The 20,873-nt window shown below is 63.4% G+C and carries 18 protein-coding genes and 1 other RNA gene; 2 read left to right on the forward strand and 17 right to left on the reverse strand.

The annotated features are described in order from the left end of the window. Positions 1-70 precede the first annotated feature (70 nt). From ftsZ to rsmI, 17 genes are all read right to left on the reverse strand, one after another. Positions 71-1,267, reverse strand: coding sequence for a cell division protein FtsZ (gene ftsZ / locus LVS58_RS05660; protein WP_003251871.1), 1,197 nt, complete (start codon positions 1,265-1,267; stop codon positions 71-73). Positions 1,268-1,322: 55 nt separating this feature from the next. Further along, a complete protein-coding gene (gene ftsA, locus LVS58_RS05665; RefSeq protein ID WP_233690219.1) occupies positions 1,323-2,585 on the reverse strand; it encodes a cell division protein FtsA in 1,263 nt (420 codons plus the stop codon). A 14-nt stretch (positions 2,586-2,599) separates the two neighbouring features. Beyond that, complete coding sequence (locus tag LVS58_RS05670) at positions 2,600-3,469, reverse strand: cell division protein FtsQ/DivIB (RefSeq protein ID WP_003251865.1); 870 nt, start codon at positions 3,467-3,469, stop codon at positions 2,600-2,602. A gap of 5 nt (positions 3,470-3,474) precedes the next feature. Beyond that, complete coding sequence (locus LVS58_RS05675; protein WP_020192745.1) at positions 3,475-4,431, reverse strand: D-alanine--D-alanine ligase; 957 nt, start codon at positions 4,429-4,431, stop codon at positions 3,475-3,477. Then, positions 4,428-5,876 carry a UDP-N-acetylmuramate--L-alanine ligase gene (murC, locus tag LVS58_RS05680; protein WP_233690220.1) on the reverse strand — a complete coding sequence of 483 codons (1,449 nt, stop codon included), beginning with the start codon at positions 5,874-5,876 and terminating at the stop codon, positions 4,428-4,430. The genes LVS58_RS05675 and murC overlap by 4 nt, the downstream gene beginning before the upstream one ends. Continuing rightward, entirely contained in the window at positions 5,869-6,948 is a 1,080-nt protein-coding gene (gene murG / locus LVS58_RS05685) for an undecaprenyldiphospho-muramoylpentapeptide beta-N-acetylglucosaminyltransferase (RefSeq protein ID WP_233690221.1), read from the reverse strand. Before murG ends, murC begins: the two co-directional genes overlap by 8 nt. After that, on the reverse strand, positions 6,938-8,152 hold the full coding sequence (gene ftsW / locus LVS58_RS05690; protein ID WP_010952453.1) for a putative lipid II flippase FtsW: 1,215 nt from the start codon (positions 8,150-8,152) through the stop codon (positions 6,938-6,940). Before ftsW ends, murG begins: the two co-directional genes overlap by 11 nt. Further along, on the reverse strand, positions 8,149-9,495 hold the full coding sequence (gene murD / locus LVS58_RS05695) for a UDP-N-acetylmuramoyl-L-alanine--D-glutamate ligase (protein WP_233690222.1): 1,347 nt from the start codon (positions 9,493-9,495) through the stop codon (positions 8,149-8,151). Before murD ends, ftsW begins: the two co-directional genes overlap by 4 nt. 6 nt (positions 9,496-9,501) lie before the next feature. After that, positions 9,502-10,584 (reverse strand): phospho-N-acetylmuramoyl-pentapeptide-transferase, encoded by a 1,083-nt coding sequence (gene mraY, locus LVS58_RS05700; RefSeq protein WP_003251852.1) that lies wholly within the window; start codon positions 10,582-10,584, stop codon positions 9,502-9,504. Beyond that, a complete protein-coding gene (locus LVS58_RS05705) occupies positions 10,584-11,951 on the reverse strand; it encodes a UDP-N-acetylmuramoyl-tripeptide--D-alanyl-D-alanine ligase (protein ID WP_233690223.1) in 1,368 nt (455 codons plus the stop codon). Before LVS58_RS05705 ends, mraY begins: the two co-directional genes overlap by 1 nt. Beyond that, positions 11,944-13,434 (reverse strand): UDP-N-acetylmuramoyl-L-alanyl-D-glutamate--2,6-diaminopimelate ligase, encoded by a 1,491-nt coding sequence (locus LVS58_RS05710; RefSeq protein ID WP_233690224.1) that lies wholly within the window; start codon positions 13,432-13,434, stop codon positions 11,944-11,946. Before LVS58_RS05710 ends, LVS58_RS05705 begins: the two co-directional genes overlap by 8 nt. After that, a complete protein-coding gene (locus tag LVS58_RS05715) occupies positions 13,431-15,182 on the reverse strand; it encodes a peptidoglycan D,D-transpeptidase FtsI family protein (RefSeq protein ID WP_233690286.1) in 1,752 nt (583 codons plus the stop codon). Before LVS58_RS05715 ends, LVS58_RS05710 begins: the two co-directional genes overlap by 4 nt. Beyond that, a complete protein-coding gene (ftsL, locus tag LVS58_RS05720; RefSeq protein ID WP_233690225.1) occupies positions 15,182-15,475 on the reverse strand; it encodes a cell division protein FtsL in 294 nt (97 codons plus the stop codon). The genes LVS58_RS05715 and ftsL overlap by 1 nt, the downstream gene beginning before the upstream one ends. After that, the gene (rsmH, locus tag LVS58_RS05725; protein ID WP_442796435.1) at positions 15,472-16,419 is read right to left on the reverse strand and encodes a 16S rRNA (cytosine(1402)-N(4))-methyltransferase RsmH; all 948 of its coding nucleotides are present in this window, start codon (positions 16,417-16,419) and stop codon (positions 15,472-15,474) included. Before rsmH ends, ftsL begins: the two co-directional genes overlap by 4 nt. After that, positions 16,416-16,871 carry a division/cell wall cluster transcriptional repressor MraZ gene (gene mraZ, locus LVS58_RS05730; RefSeq protein WP_233690226.1) on the reverse strand — a complete coding sequence of 152 codons (456 nt, stop codon included), beginning with the start codon at positions 16,869-16,871 and terminating at the stop codon, positions 16,416-16,418. Before mraZ ends, rsmH begins: the two co-directional genes overlap by 4 nt. A gap of 308 nt (positions 16,872-17,179) precedes the next feature. Next, positions 17,180-17,555, reverse strand: an RNA gene (rnpB, locus tag LVS58_RS05735) — RNase P RNA component class A. A gap of 67 nt (positions 17,556-17,622) precedes the next feature. Further along, positions 17,623-18,498: a 16S rRNA (cytidine(1402)-2'-O)-methyltransferase gene (gene rsmI / locus LVS58_RS05740; protein ID WP_014592287.1), complete on the reverse strand. Its 876-nt coding sequence runs from the start codon at positions 18,496-18,498 to the stop codon at positions 17,623-17,625. Between the two features lie 186 nt (positions 18,499-18,684). On the opposite strand from rsmI, the gene LVS58_RS05745 reads away from it, so the two are divergent. Together LVS58_RS05745 and LVS58_RS05750 are read left to right on the forward strand one after the other, a co-directional pair. Continuing rightward, complete coding sequence (locus tag LVS58_RS05745) at positions 18,685-20,502, forward strand: penicillin-binding protein activator (RefSeq protein ID WP_233690227.1); 1,818 nt, start codon at positions 18,685-18,687, stop codon at positions 20,500-20,502. Then, positions 20,502-20,873 carry a YraN family protein gene (locus LVS58_RS05750; protein WP_012053656.1) on the forward strand — a complete coding sequence of 124 codons (372 nt, stop codon included), beginning with the start codon at positions 20,502-20,504 and terminating at the stop codon, positions 20,871-20,873. Before LVS58_RS05745 ends, LVS58_RS05750 begins: the two co-directional genes overlap by 1 nt.

Here is a 20,873-nt window from a genome sequence, read left to right on the forward strand (position 1 = left end):
AAGGCTGGCGATGATAACAGACCCAACCTTTGATGAATACCAATCACCTTTATACCCCTGATAAATTCCATTAATCAGCCTGACGACGCAGGAATGCCGGGATATCAAGGTAGTCCAGGTCATCCTGAGGGTTCAGTTTAGCGGCTGCTGCAGCGCCTGCATGCGCCTGGTTGCGCATCACGGTCGGGCGCTCCAGGTCACGGTAGTTGACCGCTGGCTGCTCCTGGCGCACCGGCGCAGGATTGGACGCTTCGTACGCCTGCTGGGCAGTCTGCAGGGTATTGTCGACCACCTTCACAGGCTTCTCGATGCGTGCGCCCAGACCAGTGGCCACCACGGTCACGTGCAGTTCATCACGCATGTCCGGGTCGATCACGGTGCCGACCTTGACCATGGCGTGGTCGGAGGCGAAGGCTTCGATGATGCTACCCACGTCGGAGTACTCACCCAGCGACAGGTCCGGGCCAGCGGTGATGTTCACCAGGATACCGCGGGCGCCCTGCAGGTTGACGTCTTCCAGCAGCGGGTTACGGATAGCTGCCTCGGTGGCTTCACGCGCACGGTTCGGGCCGCTGGCGCAGCCAGTACCCATCATGGCCATGCCCATTTCACCCATCACGGTGCGCACGTCGGCGAAGTCGACGTTGATCATGCCTGGGCGCTTGATGATGTCGGAGATACCGCGTACGGCACCGGCCAGTACATCGTCAGCCTTGGCGAAGGCGGACAGCAGGCTGGCATCCTTGCCCAGGATGGTCAGCAGCTTCTCGTTGGGGATGGTGATCAACGAGTCGACGCTTTCAGCCAGCATGCGGATGCCTTCATCGGCGATCTGCATGCGCTTGCGGCCTTCGAACGGGAACGGACGGGTCACCACTGCGACGGTGAGGATACCCATTTCCTTGGCCACTTCGGCAATGATTGGCGCTGCACCGGTACCGGTACCGCCACCCATGCCAGTGGTGATGAACACCATGTTGGTGCCCTGCAGCACTTCGGCGATGCGCTCACGGTCTTCCAGCGCGGCCTGACGGCCGACTTCTGGATTGGCGCCGGCACCCAGGCCCTTGGTCACACCCGTGCCCAATTGCAGGATGGTGCGCGCGCCAATATTTTTCAGCGCCTGGGCATCGGTGTTGGCGCAGATGAATTCCACGCCTTCGATGCTGCTCTTGACCATGTGATTGACGGCGTTGCCGCCACCACCACCAACGCCGATCACCTTGATGACCGGACTTTGCGGGACGTTGTCTACGAGCTCGAACATTTTCCCTCTCCTTACAGTTCTCTAGTTGTTGCGCCTACCACTACTGCTTTGAAACTTAGAAGTTGCCCTGGACCCACTTCTTGAAGCGTTCAAGCACGGGGGCCTTCGGTTCATCGCCATAGCTGTTGCTGCTGCTGTTGCTGTTACCGGTCAGGGCCAAGTCTTCGGACTGCTTCAGCAGACCGTAGGTGAGCAAGCCCACACCGGTGGAATAGATCGGGTTGCGCACCACGTCGCTCAGCCCCCGAACGCTGTGCGGCACGCCCAGGCGTACCGGCATGTGGAAGATTTCCTCGGCCAGCTCCACGGCGCCTTCCATCTTCGCGGTGCCGCCAGTGAGGACGATGCCGGCGGGCACCAGGTCTTCGTAGCCGCTGCGGCGCAGTTCGGCCTGGATCAGGGTGAAGAGCTCGTCGTAACGTGGCTCCACCACCTCGGCCAGGGCTTGGCGCGACAGCTCGCGCGGTGGGCGATCGCCCACGCTCGGCACCTTGATGGTCTCGCCAGCGCCAGCCAGTTTGGCCAAGGCACAGGCGTAGCGGATCTTGATTTCTTCGGCGTACTGGGTCGGGGTACGCAGGGCCATGGCGATGTCGTTGGTCACCTGGTCGCCAGCAATCGGGATGACCGCCGTGTGGCGGATGGCGCCCTCGGTGAAGATGGCGATGTCGGTGGTGCCACCACCGATGTCCACCAGGCACACGCCCAGTTCCTTTTCATCATCGGTCAGTACCGAGTAGGCCGACGCCAGCTGCTCGAGGATGATGTCGTCGATTTCCAGGCCGCAGCGGCGCACACACTTCTCGATGTTCTGGGCGGCGTTGACTGCGCAAGTGACCACGTGAACCTTGGCTTCCAGGCGCACGCCAGACATGCCCAGCGGCTCGCGCACGCCTTCCTGGTTGTCGATCACGTAGTCCTGCGGCAAGGTGTGCAGCACGCGCTGGTCGGCCGGAATCGCCACGGCCTGGGCGGCGTCGAGTACGCGCTCCAGGTCGGCCAGGCTGACCTCGCGGTCACGGATGGCGACGATACCGTGGGAGTTCAGGCTGCGGATGTGATTACCGGCCACACCGACGAACGCCGAGTGGATACGGCAGCCGGCCATCAGCTGCGCCTCTTCCACGGCGCGCTGGATCGACTGCACGGTGGACTCGATGTTCACCACCACGCCTTTTTTCAGGCCACGGGACGGATGGGTGCCGATCCCGACAATTTCCAGGGTGCCGTCTTGGCCCACTTCGCCCACCAGCGCCACCACCTTGGAGGTGCCAATGTCCAGCCCGACGATCATTTTGCCGCTATGCGCGTTTGCCATGGTCCTGCCTCTCTCTAATTCTTCGCAACGGCGGGTTGGGCCGTCGTCGGTGCAATCGGTTCCCGCCAACCAACGGCAAGTCCGTTGGAATAACGCAGATCAATGCGGGCGATAGTGGTGATCTGGTCTTTGAGTGTCTTGTCGTAAATGGCAATGAAACGGCGCATCTTCTCCACCAGATGATCGCGCCCCAGCAGCAACTCGATGCCTGGCCCGGCACTGCTCGCACCGGTGGTCAGGAACCAGCTGCCTCGCTCGCGCAGCTCCAGACGAGCGATGGAAAAGCCCAGGGGGCGCAGCATCTGGCTCAATACCTGATACTGCTGCATGACTTGTTGCTGAGCACGCTGCGGCCCGGCCAGCTGCGGCAGATGCTCATAGTTGGCCAGCTCGCGCGGGGTGAACGCCTGGCCCTGGTTGTTGAGCAGGGCTGCGTCCCCCCAGCGCGCCACCGGCAGCTGCTCCTCAAGGCGGATCACCACCTCGTCGGGCCACACCCGGCGCACTTCGGCGTGGGCGATCCACGGCATCTGCTCGAGCTCGGCCCGCATCGCCGGCAGGTCGACGCTGAAGAAGCTCGCCGCCACGTAGGGCGCGATACGCTGCTGCACCGATTGCTGACTGATGTAGCTGAGGTCGCCCTGCACATCGATCTTGGTGATCGGGCGGTCGGCGTACGGCATCAGGCGAATGGCGCCCTCGTAGGCACCAAAGCCGGCCGCCACCAGCAACACCGGCCACAGCAAGCGCTTCAGGCCGCCCAGGCTTGGCCGAGGCAGGCGCGCCGATACGGGCTCGTCGGCCACCAGCCGGCTGGCACCACGCGGCACCGGCTTGCTACGGCCGGTAACGGGTTGCTGCTGACGTATCATCGCGCCTTGCATGGTTATTAACCTCGCGTCGCCACGCTTTCGGCCAGGATTGCCAGCACCAGTTGCTGGAAGTCCAGGCCGGCCGCGCGGGCCGCCATGGGCACCAGGCTATGATCTGTCATGCCTGGTGCGGTGTTGACTTCGAGCAGCCAGAACCGGCCCTGCTCGTCCTGCATCACGTCCAGCCGCCCCCAACCTTCGATGCCAATGGCATCGCAGGCGCGCGCGGTCAGGTCGATCAGTTCCTGTTCCTTGACGCTATCCAGCCCGCACGGGATGCGGTACTGGGTATCGTTGGCGATGTACTTGGCGTCGTAGTCGTAGAACACGTGCGGCGTCCCCAGGGCGATCGGCGGCAGCACCTGGCCGCGCAGTACCGCGATGGTGAACTCCGGGCCGTGGATCCACTGCTCCACCAGTACCTGGGAATCGTATTTGGCGGCGTCCTGCCAGGCGGCGACCAGTTCCTGGGTGCTGTTCACCTTGGCCATGCCGATGCTAGAGCCCTCATGGGCGGGTTTGACGATAAGCGGGAAGCCCAGTTCCGTACTGGCCTGCAAACAATCGCTTTCGCTCGCCAGCACCGCGTGGCGCGGCGTGGGAATGCCCAGGCTCTGCCACACCTGCTTGGTGCGCAGCTTGTCCATCGCCAGCGCCGAAGCCAGGATGCCGCTGCCGGTGTAGGGGATGCCCAGGCACTCCAGCAAACCTTGCATGCTCCCGTCTTCACCGCCACGGCCGTGGAGGATGATGAAGGCGCGGTCAATCTTCTCGCTCTGCAGGCGTGCGAGCAGGTCGTCACCGACGTCAATGGCCACCACGTCGACGCCGGCAGTGCTCAGCGCATCGATCACTGCGGCGCCGGATTTCAGCGACACCTCACGCTCGGCGCTCTTGCCACCGTAGAGCACGGCGACGCGGCCGAACGCCTTGACGTCCAGGGTCGAGTGCAGCTTGTCGTAGGCGCTGGTCATTTCGACTTCTCCTGCTTGGCGCCTGCGAACAGCGGGCTTTTCATCAACTGCGGGGCCAGGCCGCCGACATCACCGGCCCCCTGGCAGATCAAAATGTCGCCAGCGCGCAGCAGTGGCTTGACCAGCGGTGCCAGCTCGGCGCCGCGCTCGATGTAGATCGGGTCCAGCTTGCCGCGCTGGCGAATGCTGTGGCACAGCTGACGGCTGTCGGCACCGGGGATCGGCTCTTCGCCGGCCGGGTAGACCTCCATCAGCAGCAGCACGTTGGCATCGCCCAGCACCTGGACGAAATCGTCGTACAGGTCGCGGGTACGGCTGTAGCGGTGCGGCTGGTAGACGATCACCAGGCGGCGGCTTGGCCAGCCACCGCGCACAGCCTTGATCACCGCCGCCACTTCGGTGGGGTGATGACCGTAGTCATCGACCAGCATCACACTGCCGCCTTCAACCGGCAGCTCGCCGTATACCTGGAAGCGACGACCGACACCCTGGAAGCCGGACAGGCCCTGGACGATGGCCTCGTCAGTAATGCCTTCATCAGTGGCGATGGCGATGGTAGCCAGGGCGTTGAGCACGTTGTGGTTGCCGGGCATGTTCACCGAAACATCCAACGGCTCGCGATCACGGCGCAGCACGGTGAAGTGGGTCTGCATGCCCTGCTGACGCACATTGATGGCGCGGATGTCAGCCTCTTCGCTGAAGCCGTAGGTCACGGTCGGGCGCTTCACCTGCGGCAGGATCTCGCGAACCACCGGGTCGTCCAGGCACATCACCGCCAGCCCATAGAACGGTAGGTTGTGCAGGAACTCGACGAAGGTTTTCTTCAGCTTGTTGAAGTCACCTTCGTAGGTCGCCATGTGGTCGGCATCGATGTTGGTAACAACCGCCACCATCGGCTGCAGGTGCAGGAAGCTGGCATCGCTTTCGTCTGCTTCAGCGATCAGGTAGCGGCTGGTGCCCAGCTGCGCATTGGTACCGGCAGCGGTAAGGCGGCCACCGATGACGAAGGTCGGGTCCAGGCCACCGGCGGCGAACACCGAAGCCAGCAGGCTGGTAGTGGTGGTCTTGCCGTGCGTACCGGCAACGGCCACGCCATGGCGGTAACGCATCAGCTCGGCGAGCATCTCGGCACGCGGCACTACCGGAATGCGCCGCTCGAGGGCGGTGGCAACTTCCGGGTTGGCCGGGTTGATGGCGCTGGACACCACCAGCACATCGGCAGTGGCGGCGTTCTCGGCGCGGTGGCCGACGAAGATCTCAGCGCCAAAGGACTCCAGGCGCTCGGTCACCGGCGAGGCTTTAAGGTCCGAACCGGACACTTCATAGCCCAGGTTCAGCAACACTTCGGCAATACCGCACATGCCCACGCCGCCGATGCCGACGAAGTGAATACGGCGAATACGGCCCATCTTCGGCTGGGGCATGGCTTTCTGGCTCTCAACCATGGGCCACCTCCAGGCAGATATCGACCACGGTGCTGGTTGCAGCAGGTTTGGCCAGGCGCCGTGCGGTGCCAGCCATGACGTTGAGTTTCTCGGGTTGCATCAGCACCTCGTTCAGGCGTTCAGCGAGTTGCGCTGCGCCAGTTGTCGCTTGTGGCATCAGGAAGGCAGCACCTTCGCGGGCCAGATATTGGGCGTTGTGGGTCTGGTGATCGTCGATCGCGTGGGGCAAAGGCACCAACAGCGAAGGCAGGCCTGCTGCCGCCAGTTCACTGACAGTCAGGGCACCGGCACGGCACACCACCAGGTCGGCCCAGCCATAAGCTTGGGCCATGTCGTTGATGAAGGGCTCTACCTGAGCCTCGACGCCCACCTCGTGATAACGCTCGGCGGTGATCGGTGCGTGCTGCTTGCCGGCCTGGTGGAATACCTCTGGCCGCAGCGCCGCGGGCACTTCAGACAGGGCCTTAGGCAACAATTTGTTCAATGGTTCCGCACCCAGGCTGCCACCGAGCACCAACAGGCGAGCGCGGCGCTCGCCCAAGGGCACGCGTTGCGCGTCCATGAAGAGCTCCGGACGCACCGGGTTGCCGGTGGTGCGACGTTTGTCGCTGGCCTCGAAGGTGTTCGGGAACGCTTCGCAGACCCGCGCCGAGAGTGGCACCAGCAACCGATTGGCGGTACCGGCCCTGGCGTTCTGCTCATGGATCACCAGTGGCACACCGCACAGCCGCGCGGCCACGCCGCCGGGGCCGGTCACATAGCCGCCAAAGCCCAGGACACAGACGGGCTTGAGCTGGCGAATGATGCGCCGGGCCTGCAGCACGGCCTTGACCAACGTGAAAGGCGCCTTGAGCAACGACAGCTTGCCCTTGCCGCGCAAGCCGCTGACCTGAATCAGGTGCAATGGCAAACCCGCCTGTGGCACCAACTCGTTCTCGATGCCACGCGGAGTGCCCAGCCAGTGCACGCTGTAACCGCGCTTCTGGAACTCACGGGCGCAGGCCAGCGCCGGGAATACGTGCCCCCCGGTGCCGCCGGCCATGATCAATACATTTTTGCCTTCAGCGGCCATGACTGGTCTCCTCGGCAAAATCGCTTTCGCTGAATTCGTGCTCCTCACTGCCCAGATGCGTGCGGCTCTCCCACTCGATGCGCAGCAACAGCCCCACGCAGGCGCAGCAGATCACCAGCGAGCTACCCCCGTAACTGAGAAACGGCAGGGTCAGGCCCTTGGTCGGCAGCAGGCCGACGTTCACACCGATGTTGATCAGGAACTGGCCAATCCACAGGAAAGCCAGGCCGAACGCCATGTAGGCGGCAAAGAACTGTTTGGCTTTTTCGGCCCACAGGCCGATGTACAGGGCGCGCACGGTGACGAACACGAACAGCGCGACGGTCAGCAGCGAACCGACCACGCCCAGTTCTTCCGCCAGGACCGAGAACACGAAGTCGGTGTGCGCTTCAGGCAGGTAGAACTGCTTCTGCACGCTGTTGCCCAGGCCAACGCCCAGCCACTCGCCACGGCCGAAGGCGATCAGTGCCTGGGTCAGCTGGTAGCCGGAGCCGAACTGATCGGCCCAGGGGTCGGTGAACGTAATAAGGCGCGCCATGCGGTAGGGCTGCGCCTGTACCAGGACAAACACCGCCAGCACCGCCAGCACCACCATCAGGCTGAAGCGGAACAGCCCCACTCCACCCAGGAACAACATGGCCGCCGCCGCGCCCATCATCACCACCGTGGCACCGAAGTCTGGCTCCATCAGCAGCAAGGCGGCCATGGGCAGCAGTACGATGAACGGCTTGAAGAAGCCCATCCAGGTTTCGCGCACCTCGGTCTGTCGGCGTACCAGGTAGCCGGCCAGGTAGATGACCACGAACACCTTGGCGATTTCCGAAGGCTGCACGTTGAAGAAGCTGAAACCGATCCAGCGCATGGAGCCGTTAACCTCACGGCCGATACCCGGCACCAGTACCAGTACCAGCAGGCCGAAGGCGCCAAGCAGCATCATGAAGCCCATGCGCTGCCAAGTGGCGATCGGCACCAGCATGGTTGCACCACAGGCCACCAGGCCAAGGAACACGTACACCAGGTGGCGGAACATGTGATACAGCGGGTTGCCGGACTGTACAGCAGCCACTTCCGACGATGCCGAAGTGATCATAACCAGGCCCAGGCCCAGCAAGGCCAGGCAACCGGCGAGCATCGGGAAGTCGAGGTCGATGCCACGGCCGCTGATCAGCGGCGACGGGTAGGGTTTGAAGATGCCGAAGATCATGCAAGACCTCCCGCTGCCTGGGCGAACAGGCGCCCCCGCTCCTCGAAGTTCTTGAACATGTCGAGGCTGGCGCACGCTGGCGACAGCAGCACGGCATCGCCGGCCTGGGCCAGCTCGGCACACTGCTGTACAGCATCGTCAAGCGTCTTGACCCGAACCAGTGGCACGGCATCGCCCAAGGCCTCGGCCAGGCGCTCGGCATCACGGCCAAGCAATACCACGGCGCGGCAGAAACGCTTGACCGGCTCGCGCAGCGCAGTGAATTCAGCACCTTTGCCATCACCACCGGCGATCAGCACCAACTTGCCTTCGATATCGGCGCCCAGGCCTTCGATGGCGGCCAGGGCAGCACCGACGTTGGTGGCCTTGGAATCGTCGTACCAGTTCACGCCATTACGCTCGCGTACCCACTGGCAACGGTGGGCCAGGCCACCGAACTCGCGCAGGGCCGCGAGCATGGGCTCGAACGGCAGGCCGGCAGCATGCCCCAAGGCCAGCGCTGCCAGGGCGTTGCTCTGGTTGTGAGCCCCGCGAACCTTCAGTTCGCGCGCCGGCATCAGCGCCTGGAACTCGAACGCCAGGTATTTCTCACCGTCCACTTCACGCAGGCCAAACGCTTTGAAGTCAGGCGAGTTGAGGCCGAAGGTCCAGCATGGACGGCCTTCCACCGGCAGCGGCCGGCTCAGGGCGTCCTGGCGGTTGACCACCACCTGGCGGGCACCGCGGAAAATCCGGTGCTTGGCCAGGTGGTAGGCCGGAAGGCCGCTATAGCGGTCCATGTGGTCTTCGCTGATGTTCAGAACGGTCGCCACTTCGGCGTTGAGCTGGTCAGTGGTTTCCAGCTGGAAGCTGGAGAGTTCCAGCACGTACAGCTCGATGTCATCAGCCAGCAGGTCGAGCGCCGGTGTACCGAGGTTACCGCCCACGGCCACGCGCTTGCCGGCCTTGGCGGCCATTTCACCGACCAGCGTCGTGACGGTGCTCTTGGCGTTGGAACCGCTGATGGCAATGATCGGCGCCTTGGCATGGCGAGCAAACAGCTCTATGTCGCCAGACAGCTTCACGCCACGCGCGGCCGCCTGCTGCAAGGCCGGTGTGGCCAAGGCCAGGCCGGGGCTCACATACAACTCGTTGGCGCGGCACAGGAAGTCCACGTCCAGTTCACCACAGCGCACTTCCACCTGCGGGTAATCACGGCGCAGGGTTTCCAGTTCCGGCGGTTGCTCGCGGGTATCGGCGACCGCAAAGGCAATGCCCCGGCTCGCCAGGAAGCGAACCAGGGACATGCCGCTCTTGCCGAGGCCGACAACGATGCGGAATTGGTCGGAAGCGATCAAGGACACGCTCATCTACCTCAGTTTCAGGGTTGCAAGGCCAATCAGTACCAGGATCACGGTGATGATCCAGAACCGGACGATCACCCGGGGCTCTGGCCAGCCCTTGAGTTCAAAGTGGTGGTGGATCGGCGCCATGCGGAACACGCGCTTGCCGGTGAGCTTGAAGGAGGCGACCTGGATGACCACCGACAGGGTTTCCACCACGAAGATGCCGCCCATGATGAACAGCACGATTTCCTGGCGCACGATGACGGCGATGGTGCCCAGCGCGGCGCCCAGCGCCAGCGCGCCGACGTCACCCATGAACACTTGCGCGGGGTAAGTGTTGAACCACAGGAAGCCCAGGCCGGCACCGATCAGCGCGCCGCAGAACACGATCAGCTCGCCCGAGCCCGGCACGTAGGGGATCAGCAGGTACTCGGCGAACTTCACGTTACCCGACAGGTAGCAGAAGATGCCCAGCGCGCCGCCGACCATCACCGTCGGCATGATCGCCAGGCCGTCAAGGCCATCGGTGAGGTTGACCGCGTTGCTCGAACCGACAATGACGAAGTAGGTCAGTACGACGAAGCCGACGCCCAGCGGAATGGTGACATCCTTGATGAACGGCAGGATCAGCGTGGTCTCGACGCTGGTTGGCGCCGTCTTGTACAGGAACACCGCCGCCGCCAGGCCGAACACCGACTGCCAGAAGTACTTCCAGCGGCTTGGAAGGCCACGCGAGTTCTTTTCGATCACCTTGCGGTAGTCATCGACCCAGCCAATGGCACCGAACGCCAGGGTGACGATCAGCACAACCCATACATAGCGGTTGCTCAGGTCGGCCCACAGCAAGGTGCTGACGGCGATGGCCGACAGGATCAGCGCACCACCCATGGTCGGGGTGCCGGACTTGGACAGGTGCGATTGCGGGCCATCGTTACGCACGGCCTGGCCGATCTGGCGAATTTGCAGGGTACGGATCATCCAGGGGCCCAGCCACAGCGCCAGGGACAATGCGGTCAGTACTCCCAGGATCCCGCGCAGGGACAGGTACTGAAAGACCGCAAAGCCTTTATGGAACTGTTGCAGATACTCGGCCAACAGCAGCAGCATTAATGTTTCTCCCCGCTGGCACCGCACAATGCCGCTACGACGTTTTCCATCGCAGCGCTGCGCGAGCCCTTGATCAAGATAGTGGTGTCACTGGCATTCTCGGCACTAACTGCATCGATCAGCTCAGCTTGAGTAGCGAAATGGCGGCCATTGGCGCCGAACGCCTTGACCGCATGTGTCATGTTGGAACCCACTGCGTACAGGGCGTTGACCTTGCCACGCGCGTAGTCACCCACCTGACGGTGGCCTTCTTCCGCCCATTGCCCCAATTCGCCGATATCCCCAAGCACCAGAACGGTGCGCCCGGAAAAGCCGGCGAGTATATCAATGGCTGCGCACATAGAGGTGGGATTTGCGTTGTAACTGTCGTCGATTACCCGTACCCCGTTCGGCGCGATCTGCGCCACGGTACGCCCCTTGACCGGTTGCATCGCAGCCAGGCCAGCGGCGATGCCGCTCAGGCTCAGACCAACGGCGTGTGCAGCGGCGGCAGCGGCCAGGGCATTGCTGACGTTGTGTTCACCCAGCACATTGAGTTGCACGTCTACCGTTTCACCGGCGCCATGCAGGGTGAAGGACGGGCAGCCACGGGCATCGCGGCCGATGCCTGAAGCGTGGAAGTCGGCCTCCGGGTTGCTGCGCGCGAAACTGACAACCTTGTGCGCACCGGCACGCGCCTTCCAGATATCAAAGGCTTTGTCGTCCAGGTTGAGAATGGCAATACCGCCCTCGCCCAGGCCTTCGAGAATCTCGCCCTTGGCTTCGACGATCTTTTCCGGCCCGCCGAACTCACCAACGTGGGCAGTACCGGCATTGTTGATGATGACCACCTGCGGTTGTGTCAGGCCCACGGTGTAGCGGATTTCGCCAATGCGCGAGGCGCCCAGCTCGATCACTGCCGCGCTGTGCTCCGGTGCGATCTCCAGCAGTGTCAGCGGTGCACCGAGGTCATTGTTCAAGTTGCCGCGGGTAGCGTGCACCAGGCCACGGGTACGCAGGATGCTGGCGAGCATTTCCTTGACCGTGGTCTTGCCGCTGGAACCGGTAATGGCCACTACAGGCTTGCCGAAAGCCGCGCGGTTCAGGGCGCCGAGCTGCCCCAGTGCTAGCCGGCAATCCTTGACCAGCAACTGCGGCAGGTCGACACCGGCCACTTCACGCTCGACCAGGGCTGCTACCGCGCCTTTGGCTTTCACGTCTGCCAGGTAGTCATGGCCATCGAACCGCGGGCCGGCCAGGGCGACGAACAGTTGCCCGGCGCTGACACTGCGGCTATCGATGCTGACGCCGGCGAACGTGGCATCGCCACCGATGAGTTGACCGTCCAGTGCTGTGGTCAGCTGGCTGAGTGACAACGGCTTAAGCATGCGGAGCCTCCCAGGCTGCAAGTGCCTTTTCGGTTTCGGTCAAATCGGAGAAGCCATGGCGCTCGCCATGGATTTCCTGGTAATCCTCGTGCCCCTTGCCGGCCAGCACGATCACATCGTTGGCAGCGGCGGTGGCAATCAGGTGCGCAATGGCTTCGCCACGCCCGGCGACGAACTCGACGTCGTCAGGCCTGGTGAAACCGGGGCGAATGTCATCGAAGATGCGCAACGGATCTTCAGTACGCGGGTTGTCGTCGGTGACCAGTACGCGGTCGGCCAGGCGCTCGGCCACTTCGGCCATCAGCGGGCGCTTGCCGCGATCACGGTCACCGCCGCAGCCGAACAGGCACAACAGCTTGCCATGAGCGTGCGGGCGCAGGGCCTCGAGTACTTTTTCAAGTGCATCCGGCGTGTGTGCGTAGTCGACCACCACCAGCGGCTTGTCGCCGCCACCCAGGCGCTGCATGCGGCCGACCGGCCCCTGCAGTTGCGGCGTGACCTTGAGGATCTCGTCCAGCGCATAGTCCAGCGCCAGCAGGGTCGCCACAGCGGCAAGCATGTTGCTCAGGTTGAAGCGACCCAGCAGTTGGCTGCGCAGGATACGCTCACCCTGGGCGGTGACGAGGGTGGCGCGCACGCCATCGTCACTGAATAAGGCTTCGCGGCAGAACAGCGAGGCTTCAGGGTTTTCCAGGCTGTAGCTCAGCAGCCGGGTCTCGAGATGGTCGACACTCGGGCGACGCGCGAAGTCGGCCGCCAGACGACGACCAAAGTCGTCATCCAGGTTGACCACCTGGCAACGCAGGCTCGGCCAGGCAAACAGCTTGGCCTTGGCGGCCTCATAGGCCTCCATGCTGCCGTGATAGTCGAGGTGGTCGCGGGACAGGTTGGTCATCACCGCGATGTCGAATTCCAGTGCGGCAACCCGGCCTTGCTCCAGGGCATGGGAAGACACTTCCATGGCCACGGCCTTGGCGCCGCCTTTCTTGAGGTCGTTGAGGGTCGATTGCACGGCAATCGGGTCCGGTGTGGTCAGGCGGCCGCTCTGCAACTCGCCGTAGAAACCGGTACCCAGGGTGCCAATCAGGCCGCAGCGCTGGCCAAGCAGGTCGAGCGCCTGGGCGACCAGTTGGGTCACGCTTGTCTTGCCGTTGGTGCCAGTCACGCCGACCAGATTCAACTGGCGGCTCGGTTCACCGTAGAAGCGCCCGGCAATATCCGACAGCTGAGCGATCAGGCCTTTGACCGGAATCAGGGGCGCATCGGTCAGCGGCAGCACGTTGGCGCCCTGCTCTTCGTAGGCCACGGCGGCAGCGCCACGGGCCAGGGCATCGGCGATATGTTCGCGGCCATCGACCTTGGCACCCGGCACCGCCAGGAACAAGTCCCCCGGGCGCACATTACGGCTGTCCAGGGTCAGCTCACGAATCAATGGGTCACGGCTGGCGTGGGCGAAAAGTTTGCTTAATGGCATTGTCATCATCCACGCCCTCCCTTGGCGGCTGCTGCATTGACTTGCGATTGCACGGCGGGTACTGGGGCAGGTGCAGGTGGCGGCAGGTTGTCTGGCGGCACGTTCATCAGGCGCAGGGTGCCGGACATGACCTTGCTGAATACAGGCGCCGAAACCAGGCCACCGAAGTAGCCGCCCTTGCCCGGCTCGTCGATGACCACGACGATGGCGTAGCGCGGGTCGCTCATTGGCCCGAAGCCGGCAAACAGCGAGCGGTAGGCGTTTTCGGTGTACCCCTTGGCCCCCACGGTGGCCTTACGCGCGGTGCCGGACTTGCCGGCCACGTGATAGAACGGCACCTGGGCACGGAAGACGCCGCGCGGCGCTTCGATCACCTGCTGCAGCATGCCCTGAACGGTTTCGGCGACATCCTTCGGAATGGCCTGCACGGCCTCCGGCGCCTTGTCGACCTTGATGATCGACAGCGGCACCATCTTGCCGTCGTTGGCCAGCGCTGCGTAGGCATGCACCAGCTGCAGGGCAGTCACCGATACGCCGTAGCCATAGGACAGGGTTGCGGTCTCGGCCTTGCGCCACTCACGGTGGTTGGGCAGGTTGCCGACACGCTCGCCCGGGAAGCCAAGACCGGTGTACTGGCCCAGGCCGACCTGGGACATGACCCGGTAAATGGCCTCGCCGCCGATGTCGAAGGCGATCTTGCTCATGCCAACGTTACTGGAGTTGATCAGGATGCCGGTCAAATCAAGAATCGGGCCCTCGCTACGCGACACGTCCTTGATGGTGTAGCGACCGATCTGCAGGCTGCCAGGGTACACCTCGACCTTGTCGGTAGGCTTCCAGCGGCCGCTCTGCAACGCCGCACTCATGGAGATCGGCTTGACCGTGGAGCCCGGCTCGAACACGTCGATGATCGCCCGGTTACGCATGGCCGCCGGGAACATGCTACGGCGGTTGTTGGGGTTGTAGGTCGGCTGGTTGACCATGGCCAGGACCTCACCGGTCTTGACGTCCATGATCACCAGGCTGCCGGCCTTGGCGTCCTGTTCGGCAATGGCGTTGCGCAGTTCGCGGGTAGCCAGGTACTGCAGGCGCAGGTCTATCGACAACGCCAAGGTCTTCCCGGCCTTGGCGTTCTTGGTTACCTGAATGTCCTTGATCAGCCGGCCACGCCGGTCCTTGATCACCTGGCGCTTGCCCGGCACACCGGCCAGCCACTCGTCATAGGCCAGCTCTACCCCTTCACGACCATGGTCGTCGAGGTCGGTAAAGCCGACCATGTGCGCAGTCACATCCCCGGCCGGATAGAAGCGGCGGAACTCTTCCAGGCCGTACACACCCGGCACTTTGAGGTCGAGCACGTGCTGACCCTGCTCGGGGGTCAGCCCCCGGACCAGGTAGATGAACTCTTTGTTGGCCTGCTGGGTCAGGCGCTCGATCAACTGCTGCGGGTTTTGCCCCAGCGCTGCCGCCAATTGCGGCCAGCGCTCCCTGGAGGCCTGCATCTCTTTGGGGTTGGCCCACAAGGTGGTAACCGGGGTACTCACGGCCAACGGCTCACCGTTGCGGTCGGTAATCAAGCCGCGGTGGGCCGGGATGGGGATGTGACGCAGGCTGCGTGCATCGCCCTGGCCCTTGAGGAAGTCACGGTCAACCACCTGAAGGTCGATGATGCGCCAGCAAATGGCGCCGACCATGATCGCCAGCAAGCCGATCACTACGCGGAAGCGCCACGGGTAGAGTGCGCCTTCGAGCTTCATCATGGCGCCACCATCCGGACTTCGTCAGCTGACGGCACGCGCATCTTCAACTGCTCGGAGGCCAGGCTCTCGATGCGGCTGGCAGCGGTCCAGGTGCTCTGCTCAAGAATCAGCCGGCCCCATTCGGCCTGCGCCTTGTCGCGCTCGTTCAATTCACCGTACAGGGTGTTGAGCAGTTGACGGTTCCAGTGCGCACTGTAGGACACGGCAATGGCCGAAACCAGCACGCCGGCAAACAGCAGAAGCATCAGGAAGCTTCCGCCTGGCAAGGGTTTGGCAAGTAGCCTGCTCACCGCAGCTTCTCCGCCACGCGCATCACGGCGCTACGCGACCGCGGGTTGGCCTTGAGCTCGGCCTCGGAGGCGAACTGAGCCTTGCCGATGAGCTTGATTTTCGGCTCGAAGACCTTGTGCTGAACCGGCAGGTTACGCGGCAGACTGTCAGCCTCACCCTTCACCAGCTTGCGCATGAACAGCTTGACGATACGGTCTTCCAGCGAGTGGAAACTGATGACCGCCAGGCGACCACCGACTTCCAGTGCATCGAGCGCAGCCTCAAGGCCAGCCTCCAGGTCACCCAGCTCGTTGTTGACGTGAATGCGAAGGCCCTGGAAGGCACGGGTAGCCGGGTTCTTGCCCTTTTCCCATGCCGGGTTGGCCACTTTGAGCACCTCCGCCAGGTCGGCGGTACGGGTGAAGGGCTGTTTTTCACGGCGCTCGACCACTGCACGCGCCATTCGCCCGGCAAAGCGTTCTTCGCCGTACTCCTTGAAGACGCGGGCGATTTCTTCCACGGGCGCAGTGGCGATGAACTCGGCGGCGCTGATGCCTTGGTCCGGGTTCATGCGCATGTCCAGCGGGCCATCATTGAGGAAGCTGAAGCCACGCTCCGGGTCATCCAGCTGCGGCGAGGACACGCCCAGGTCCAGCAACACACCACTGACCTTGCCGTGCAGGCCGCGCGCTGCCACTTCCGCACCCAGCTCGGCAAAACTGCGCTGCACAATGACAAAGCGGCCGTCTTCGGCCGCCAGCGCTTGCCCCGTGGCAATCGCCTGTGGATCTTTGTCGAAGCCCAAGAGCCGCCCTTGCGGCCCGAGCTTGCTGAGAATCAGACGGCTGTGTCCGCCACGGCCGAAGGTGCCGTCCAGATAGCAACCGTCGGCGCGCAGGGCCAATGCCTCGACAGCTTCGTCGAGCAGGACGGTAATGTGGTTGAAGCCGCTATCTATGGTCACAGGATCAGGTCACGCAATTCGTCGGGCATGGCGCCCGGTTGTTGAATAGCTGCAAGGTCAGCTGCCGAAACCGCGTTCCAGGCATCTTCATCCCACAGCTGGAATTTGTTCAGTTGCCCCACCAGCATCGCCTTCTTGTCGAGCTTGGCGTACTCACGCAGGCGGGGCGGCACCAGGAAACGCCCACTGCCATCGAGCTCCAGGTCAACCGCGTTACCGATCAGCAAACGCTGCAGGCGGCGGTTTTCCTCACGCAATGATGGCAAGGCACGCAACTTGGCTTCTATCTGTTCCCACTCATCGAGGGGATAAACACACAAGCAGGGGTCTACGGCGTCAATGGTCACGATCAGTTGGCCATTGCAACGTAAGTCGAGCTCGTCACGGTACCGGCTCGGCATGGCGAGACGGCCCTTTGCATCGAGGCTGACGGCGTTGGCTCCGCGGAACACGGCTGTGATTCCCCACAATGTTAGCTTTTTTGTGTCAGAAAACCCACTTCATCCCACTTTCTGCCACTTGCGCACACTATAGGAATCCGCCCGCAGCACCGTCAAGGCACGTTCATAAGGAAAAGCCTTACAGGACCGAGATTTAGCGCGACAACGGAAGGTGGAAGGACTGCCAGGGAGAAAAAAACACGAGAAAAATCAAACCCACGCAAACGCATGGAGTTCGAAGTTAAAGTAATTTATTAAGAGTAAGATTTTTTCGGTATTACCAGAGAGGATCTGCTATCGATTCAAGCAGGGAAAGAAAGGTGGAGAGTCGATCTGTAAGCCGGGTTTTGTCGAGGACAGTCATTCCTCTACGACGGCCATCACTGGACGCCTCTAGCAACCTACCCGGTTCCGACGCGGGCCACGCCTGATGGAACCCTATTTGGTCTTGCTCCGAGTGGGGTTTACCTAGCCACGAACTGTTGCCAGCCGTGCGGTGCGCTCTTACCGCACCTTTTCACCCTTACCGGCACCGAAGTGCTTAGGCGGTTATTTTCTGTGGCACTTTCCGTAGGCTCGCGCCTCCCAGGCGTTACCTGGCACTCTGCCCTATGGAGCCCGGACTTTCCTCCCCCTGCTGCTCACACAACAAAAAGTTGCGGAACAAAAACAGGCAGCGACTGTCCGATCGACTCTCCGCCGCCAAGGTTACCGACACGCGCGCGCAAGAACAAGCGCTACCGACATTTATATCAAACTGCCACTATTCGGCTTTCTGCTTTTCCAGGGCAAGTTGATACAACAGGTTCTTGCGTACCCCGGTAATTTCCGCTGCAAGCGCCGCTGCCCGCTTCAGTGGCAACTCAGCCAATAGCAGGTCGAGCACGCGCTGCGCTTCGGCACTGATGGCCTGCTCGCCCTCCGGCGCACTCCAACCGCCGACCAGCACCACGCATTCACCGCGCTGCTGGTTGCTGTCGCCAGCTACGAAAGCACGCAACTCTGCCAGCGGCAAGCCCTTGAGGGTCTCGAAGGTCTTGGTCAGTTCGCGCGCCAGCAACGCCGGACGATCGCCACCAAATACCGCCTCCATGTCTTCAAGACATTCCAGGATTCGATGCGGGGCTTCATAGAAGATCAACGTGCGCGGCTCTTCCCTCACCTGCTCCAGGCGCGCCCGGCGCCCTGCCTGCTTGGCCGGCAGAAAGCCTTCGAAGATGAAGCGATCCGACGGCAGGCCTGCCGCCGATAGCGCGGCGATCAAGGCACAGGCGCCTGGCACCGGCACCACGCTCACCCCCGCGGCCCGCGCCTGCCGCACCAGGTGGTAGCCCGGGTCGGAAATCAGAGGCGTGCCGGCATCAGAGACGAGCGCCACATTTTCACCCGCCAGCAGCTTGGAGAGAAAACGCCCGCCCTCGTCACGCTCGTTGTGCTCATGGCAAGCGGCCAACGGCGTATCAATGCCAAAGTGTTGCAGCAGGCGGATTGAATGGCGGGTGTCTTCGGCCGCGATCAGCGCCACGTCCGCCAGCACCTTCAGCGCCCGGGCGCTCATGTCGTCGAGGTTGCCGATGGGGGTTGCCACCACATACAGCGTCCCCACCGTGGATTTCGAAGCCCCTGCCACATCAGTCACTGCGCACACCTGTCATTCGGATCAAAGGCGCCATTGTAGCCCGAGCGCCTGCAACAGGGCGCAAAGAACTTCGCCGGCGATCAGGAACAAGCCGCCTATAGTGAAGGATCGACACAGCAACATCGCGCCCCGGCCAGTGCTTGGGTACAATTGCCGGCCAACTTGATCGAGTAACAGGACCTTTACATGATCGCTTGCCTGCGGCTGCTCACAGCCCTCTGCCTCGCCGCCCTGCTGGCAGCCTGCGCCAGCTCGCCCTCATCCAGCCTGGGCGAACTGCCACGCACCCCGGACGCCAGCATCGAGCAACTGCTCGAAAAGGCCGCTTCCAGCAAGTCTGCGCAAGACGCCGCTCTGCTGCGCCTGAGCGCGGCCAACCTGGCCTACAAGCAGAAGGACTTCCCACGCGCCGCACGCATTCTCGAGCAGGTCCCGATGGACACGCTCCAGCCGGCCCAGCAAGTGTTCGCCAGCACCCTCGCGGCGGAACTGGCCATGAGCCGCAACCAGCCCAAAGCAGCGCTGACCGCCCTGGCCCACCCCAGCCTGCAGCGCCTTGCCGAGCTGCCGACAGAACAGCAAGTGCGCACCTACAGCGTGCACGCCGCCGCGCTCGAAGCCGATGGCCAGGCCCTGGCTGCCGCACAGCAGCGCATTCTGCTGGCCCCGCTGCTTGGCGGCCAGGCCGCCAGCACCAACAATGACGCCATCTGGGCCTTGGTTGCATCGCTTCCGGCAGAGCAACTGCAGCAGCCAACCAACGATCAGACCCTGGCGGGCTGGACCAGCCTGGCCTTCGCCGTGAAAAGCGCCGGCACCCTGGAGCAGCAGCAAGCGGCCATCGAAGCCTGGGTCAAACAGCACCCGGACCACCCTGCCGCCCAGCAACTGCCGCTGGCCCTGACCAAACTCAAGGAGCTGGCCAGCCAGCCGCTGACCAAGATCGCCCTGCTGCTGCCTCAGGAAGGCCCGCTGGCCGGTGTAGCCCGCGCGCTGCGCGATGGCTTCATGGCCGCCCACTTCCAGGCCCAGCAAAGCGGCCAGCCAGCGCCGGCGGTGCAAGTGTTCGACAGCTCGCGTATCGGCTCGCTGGACGACTTCTATCGCCAGGCGCAAGCCGCCGGCGTGCAGCTGGTCATCGGCCCGCTTGAAAAACCATTGGTCAAACAACTGGCCGCCAAACCACAGCTGCCGATCACTACGCTGGCCCTGAACTACGCCGACGCCGGCCAGAAGGCGCCGCCACAACTGTTCCAGTTCGGCCTGGCGGCCGAGGACGAAGCCCGTGAAGTGGCCCGCCGCGCCCGCGCCGATGGCATGGTCCGCGCCGTAGCCCTGGTGCCGAGCGGCGAATGGGGTGACCGTGTCCTGGCCGCCTTCCGTCAGGACTGGGAAGGCAATGGCGGAACCCTGCTCGCCGCCGAGCGCATCGCCCAACCGGTCGCCCTGGCCCAGCAGATTGCCGACCTGTTCCAGCTGCGCCAGAGTGAAGGCCGCGCCAAGAGCCTGCAAAGCACGGTGGGCGGCAGCATCGCTGCACAACCGTCGCGCCGCCAGGACATCGACTTCATCTTCCTCGCCTCTACCCCACAACAGGCGCAGCAGATCAAGCCGACCCTGAACTTCCAGTACGCCGGTGACGTGCCGGTCTATGCCACCTCGAACCTGTACAGCGCCAGCGGTGACATCAACCAGTACAATGACATGAACGGCATCCGCTTCTGCGAAACACCGTGGCTGCTCGACACCAGCAACAGCCTGCGTCAACAGGTGGTGCAGCAGTGGCCGCAAGCCGCCGGCAGCCTCGGCCGCCTGTATGCCATGGGCGTCGACGCCTACAGCCTGGCGCCGCGCCTGGGCCAACTGAAAGCGCTACCGGACAACCGCGTCCTGGGCCTTTCGGGCAGCCTGAGCATCAATGCCAACCAGCGCGTCGAGCGCCAGCTGCCATGGGCCGAGTTTACCGGCGGCCAGGTCAAGCGCCTGCCTGACACCGCGCGCTGATGGCCGCAGCATCGCCTACCCGTGCCGGGCAAGCGGCAGAAACCCAAGCCCTTGAGTACCTTCAGGGGCAAGGGCTGCAGTTGCTGGCGCGCAACTGGCGGTGCAAAGGCGGCGAGCTTGATCTGGTCATGCTCGACGCCGATACAGTAGTATTCGTCGAAGTCCGCTACCGGTTGCACGCGGGCTTCGGAGGCGCCCTCGACAGTATCGACGGGCGCAAGCAGAAACGGTTGGTGCTTGCCGCTAGCCTGTTCCTGCAGAAGGAGGCCCACTGGGGCAACCACCCCTGCCGCTTCGACGTAGTCGCCCTGCAGGGTAGCCACCATGCAGGCAGACCGCTTCAATGGCTGAAAAACGCCTTCGAATGCTGA

The sequence above is a fragment of the Pseudomonas sp. JR33AA genome (assembly GCF_021378985.1).
GTDB classification, from domain to species: domain Bacteria; phylum Pseudomonadota; class Gammaproteobacteria; order Pseudomonadales; family Pseudomonadaceae; genus Aquipseudomonas; species Aquipseudomonas alloputida.

Coding starts and splice junctions, on each gene's coding strand:
- ftsZ (WP_003251871.1), bottom strand. CDS start 1,267: ATGTTCGAGCTCGTAGACAACGTCCCGCAAAGTCCGGTCATCAAGGTG.
- ftsA (WP_233690219.1), bottom strand. CDS start 2,585: ATGGCAAACGCGCATAGCGGCAAAATGATCGTCGGGCTGGACATTGGC.
- LVS58_RS05670 (WP_003251865.1), bottom strand. CDS start 3,469: ATGCAAGGCGCGATGATACGTCAGCAGCAACCCGTTACCGGCCGTAGC.
- LVS58_RS05675 (WP_020192745.1), bottom strand. CDS start 4,431: ATGACCAGCGCCTACGACAAGCTGCACTCGACCCTGGACGTCAAGGCG.
- murC (WP_233690220.1), bottom strand. CDS start 5,876: ATGGTTGAGAGCCAGAAAGCCATGCCCCAGCCGAAGATGGGCCGTATT.
- murG (WP_233690221.1), bottom strand. CDS start 6,948: ATGGCCGCTGAAGGCAAAAATGTATTGATCATGGCCGGCGGCACCGGG.
- ftsW (WP_010952453.1), bottom strand. CDS start 8,152: ATGATCTTCGGCATCTTCAAACCCTACCCGTCGCCGCTGATCAGCGGC.
- mraY (WP_003251852.1), bottom strand. CDS start 10,584: ATGCTGCTGCTGTTGGCCGAGTATCTGCAACAGTTCCATAAAGGCTTT.
- LVS58_RS05705 (WP_233690223.1), bottom strand. CDS start 11,951: ATGCTTAAGCCGTTGTCACTCAGCCAGCTGACCACAGCACTGGACGGT.
- LVS58_RS05710 (WP_233690224.1), bottom strand. CDS start 13,434: ATGATGACAATGCCATTAAGCAAACTTTTCGCCCACGCCAGCCGTGAC.
- LVS58_RS05715 (WP_233690286.1), bottom strand. CDS start 15,182: ATGAAGCTCGAAGGCGCACTCTACCCGTGGCGCTTCCGCGTAGTGATC.
- LVS58_RS05745 (WP_233690227.1), top strand. CDS start 18,685: ATGATCGCTTGCCTGCGGCTGCTCACAGCCCTCTGCCTCGCCGCCCTG.
- LVS58_RS05750 (WP_012053656.1), top strand. CDS start 20,502: ATGGCCGCAGCATCGCCTACCCGTGCCGGGCAAGCGGCAGAAACCCAA.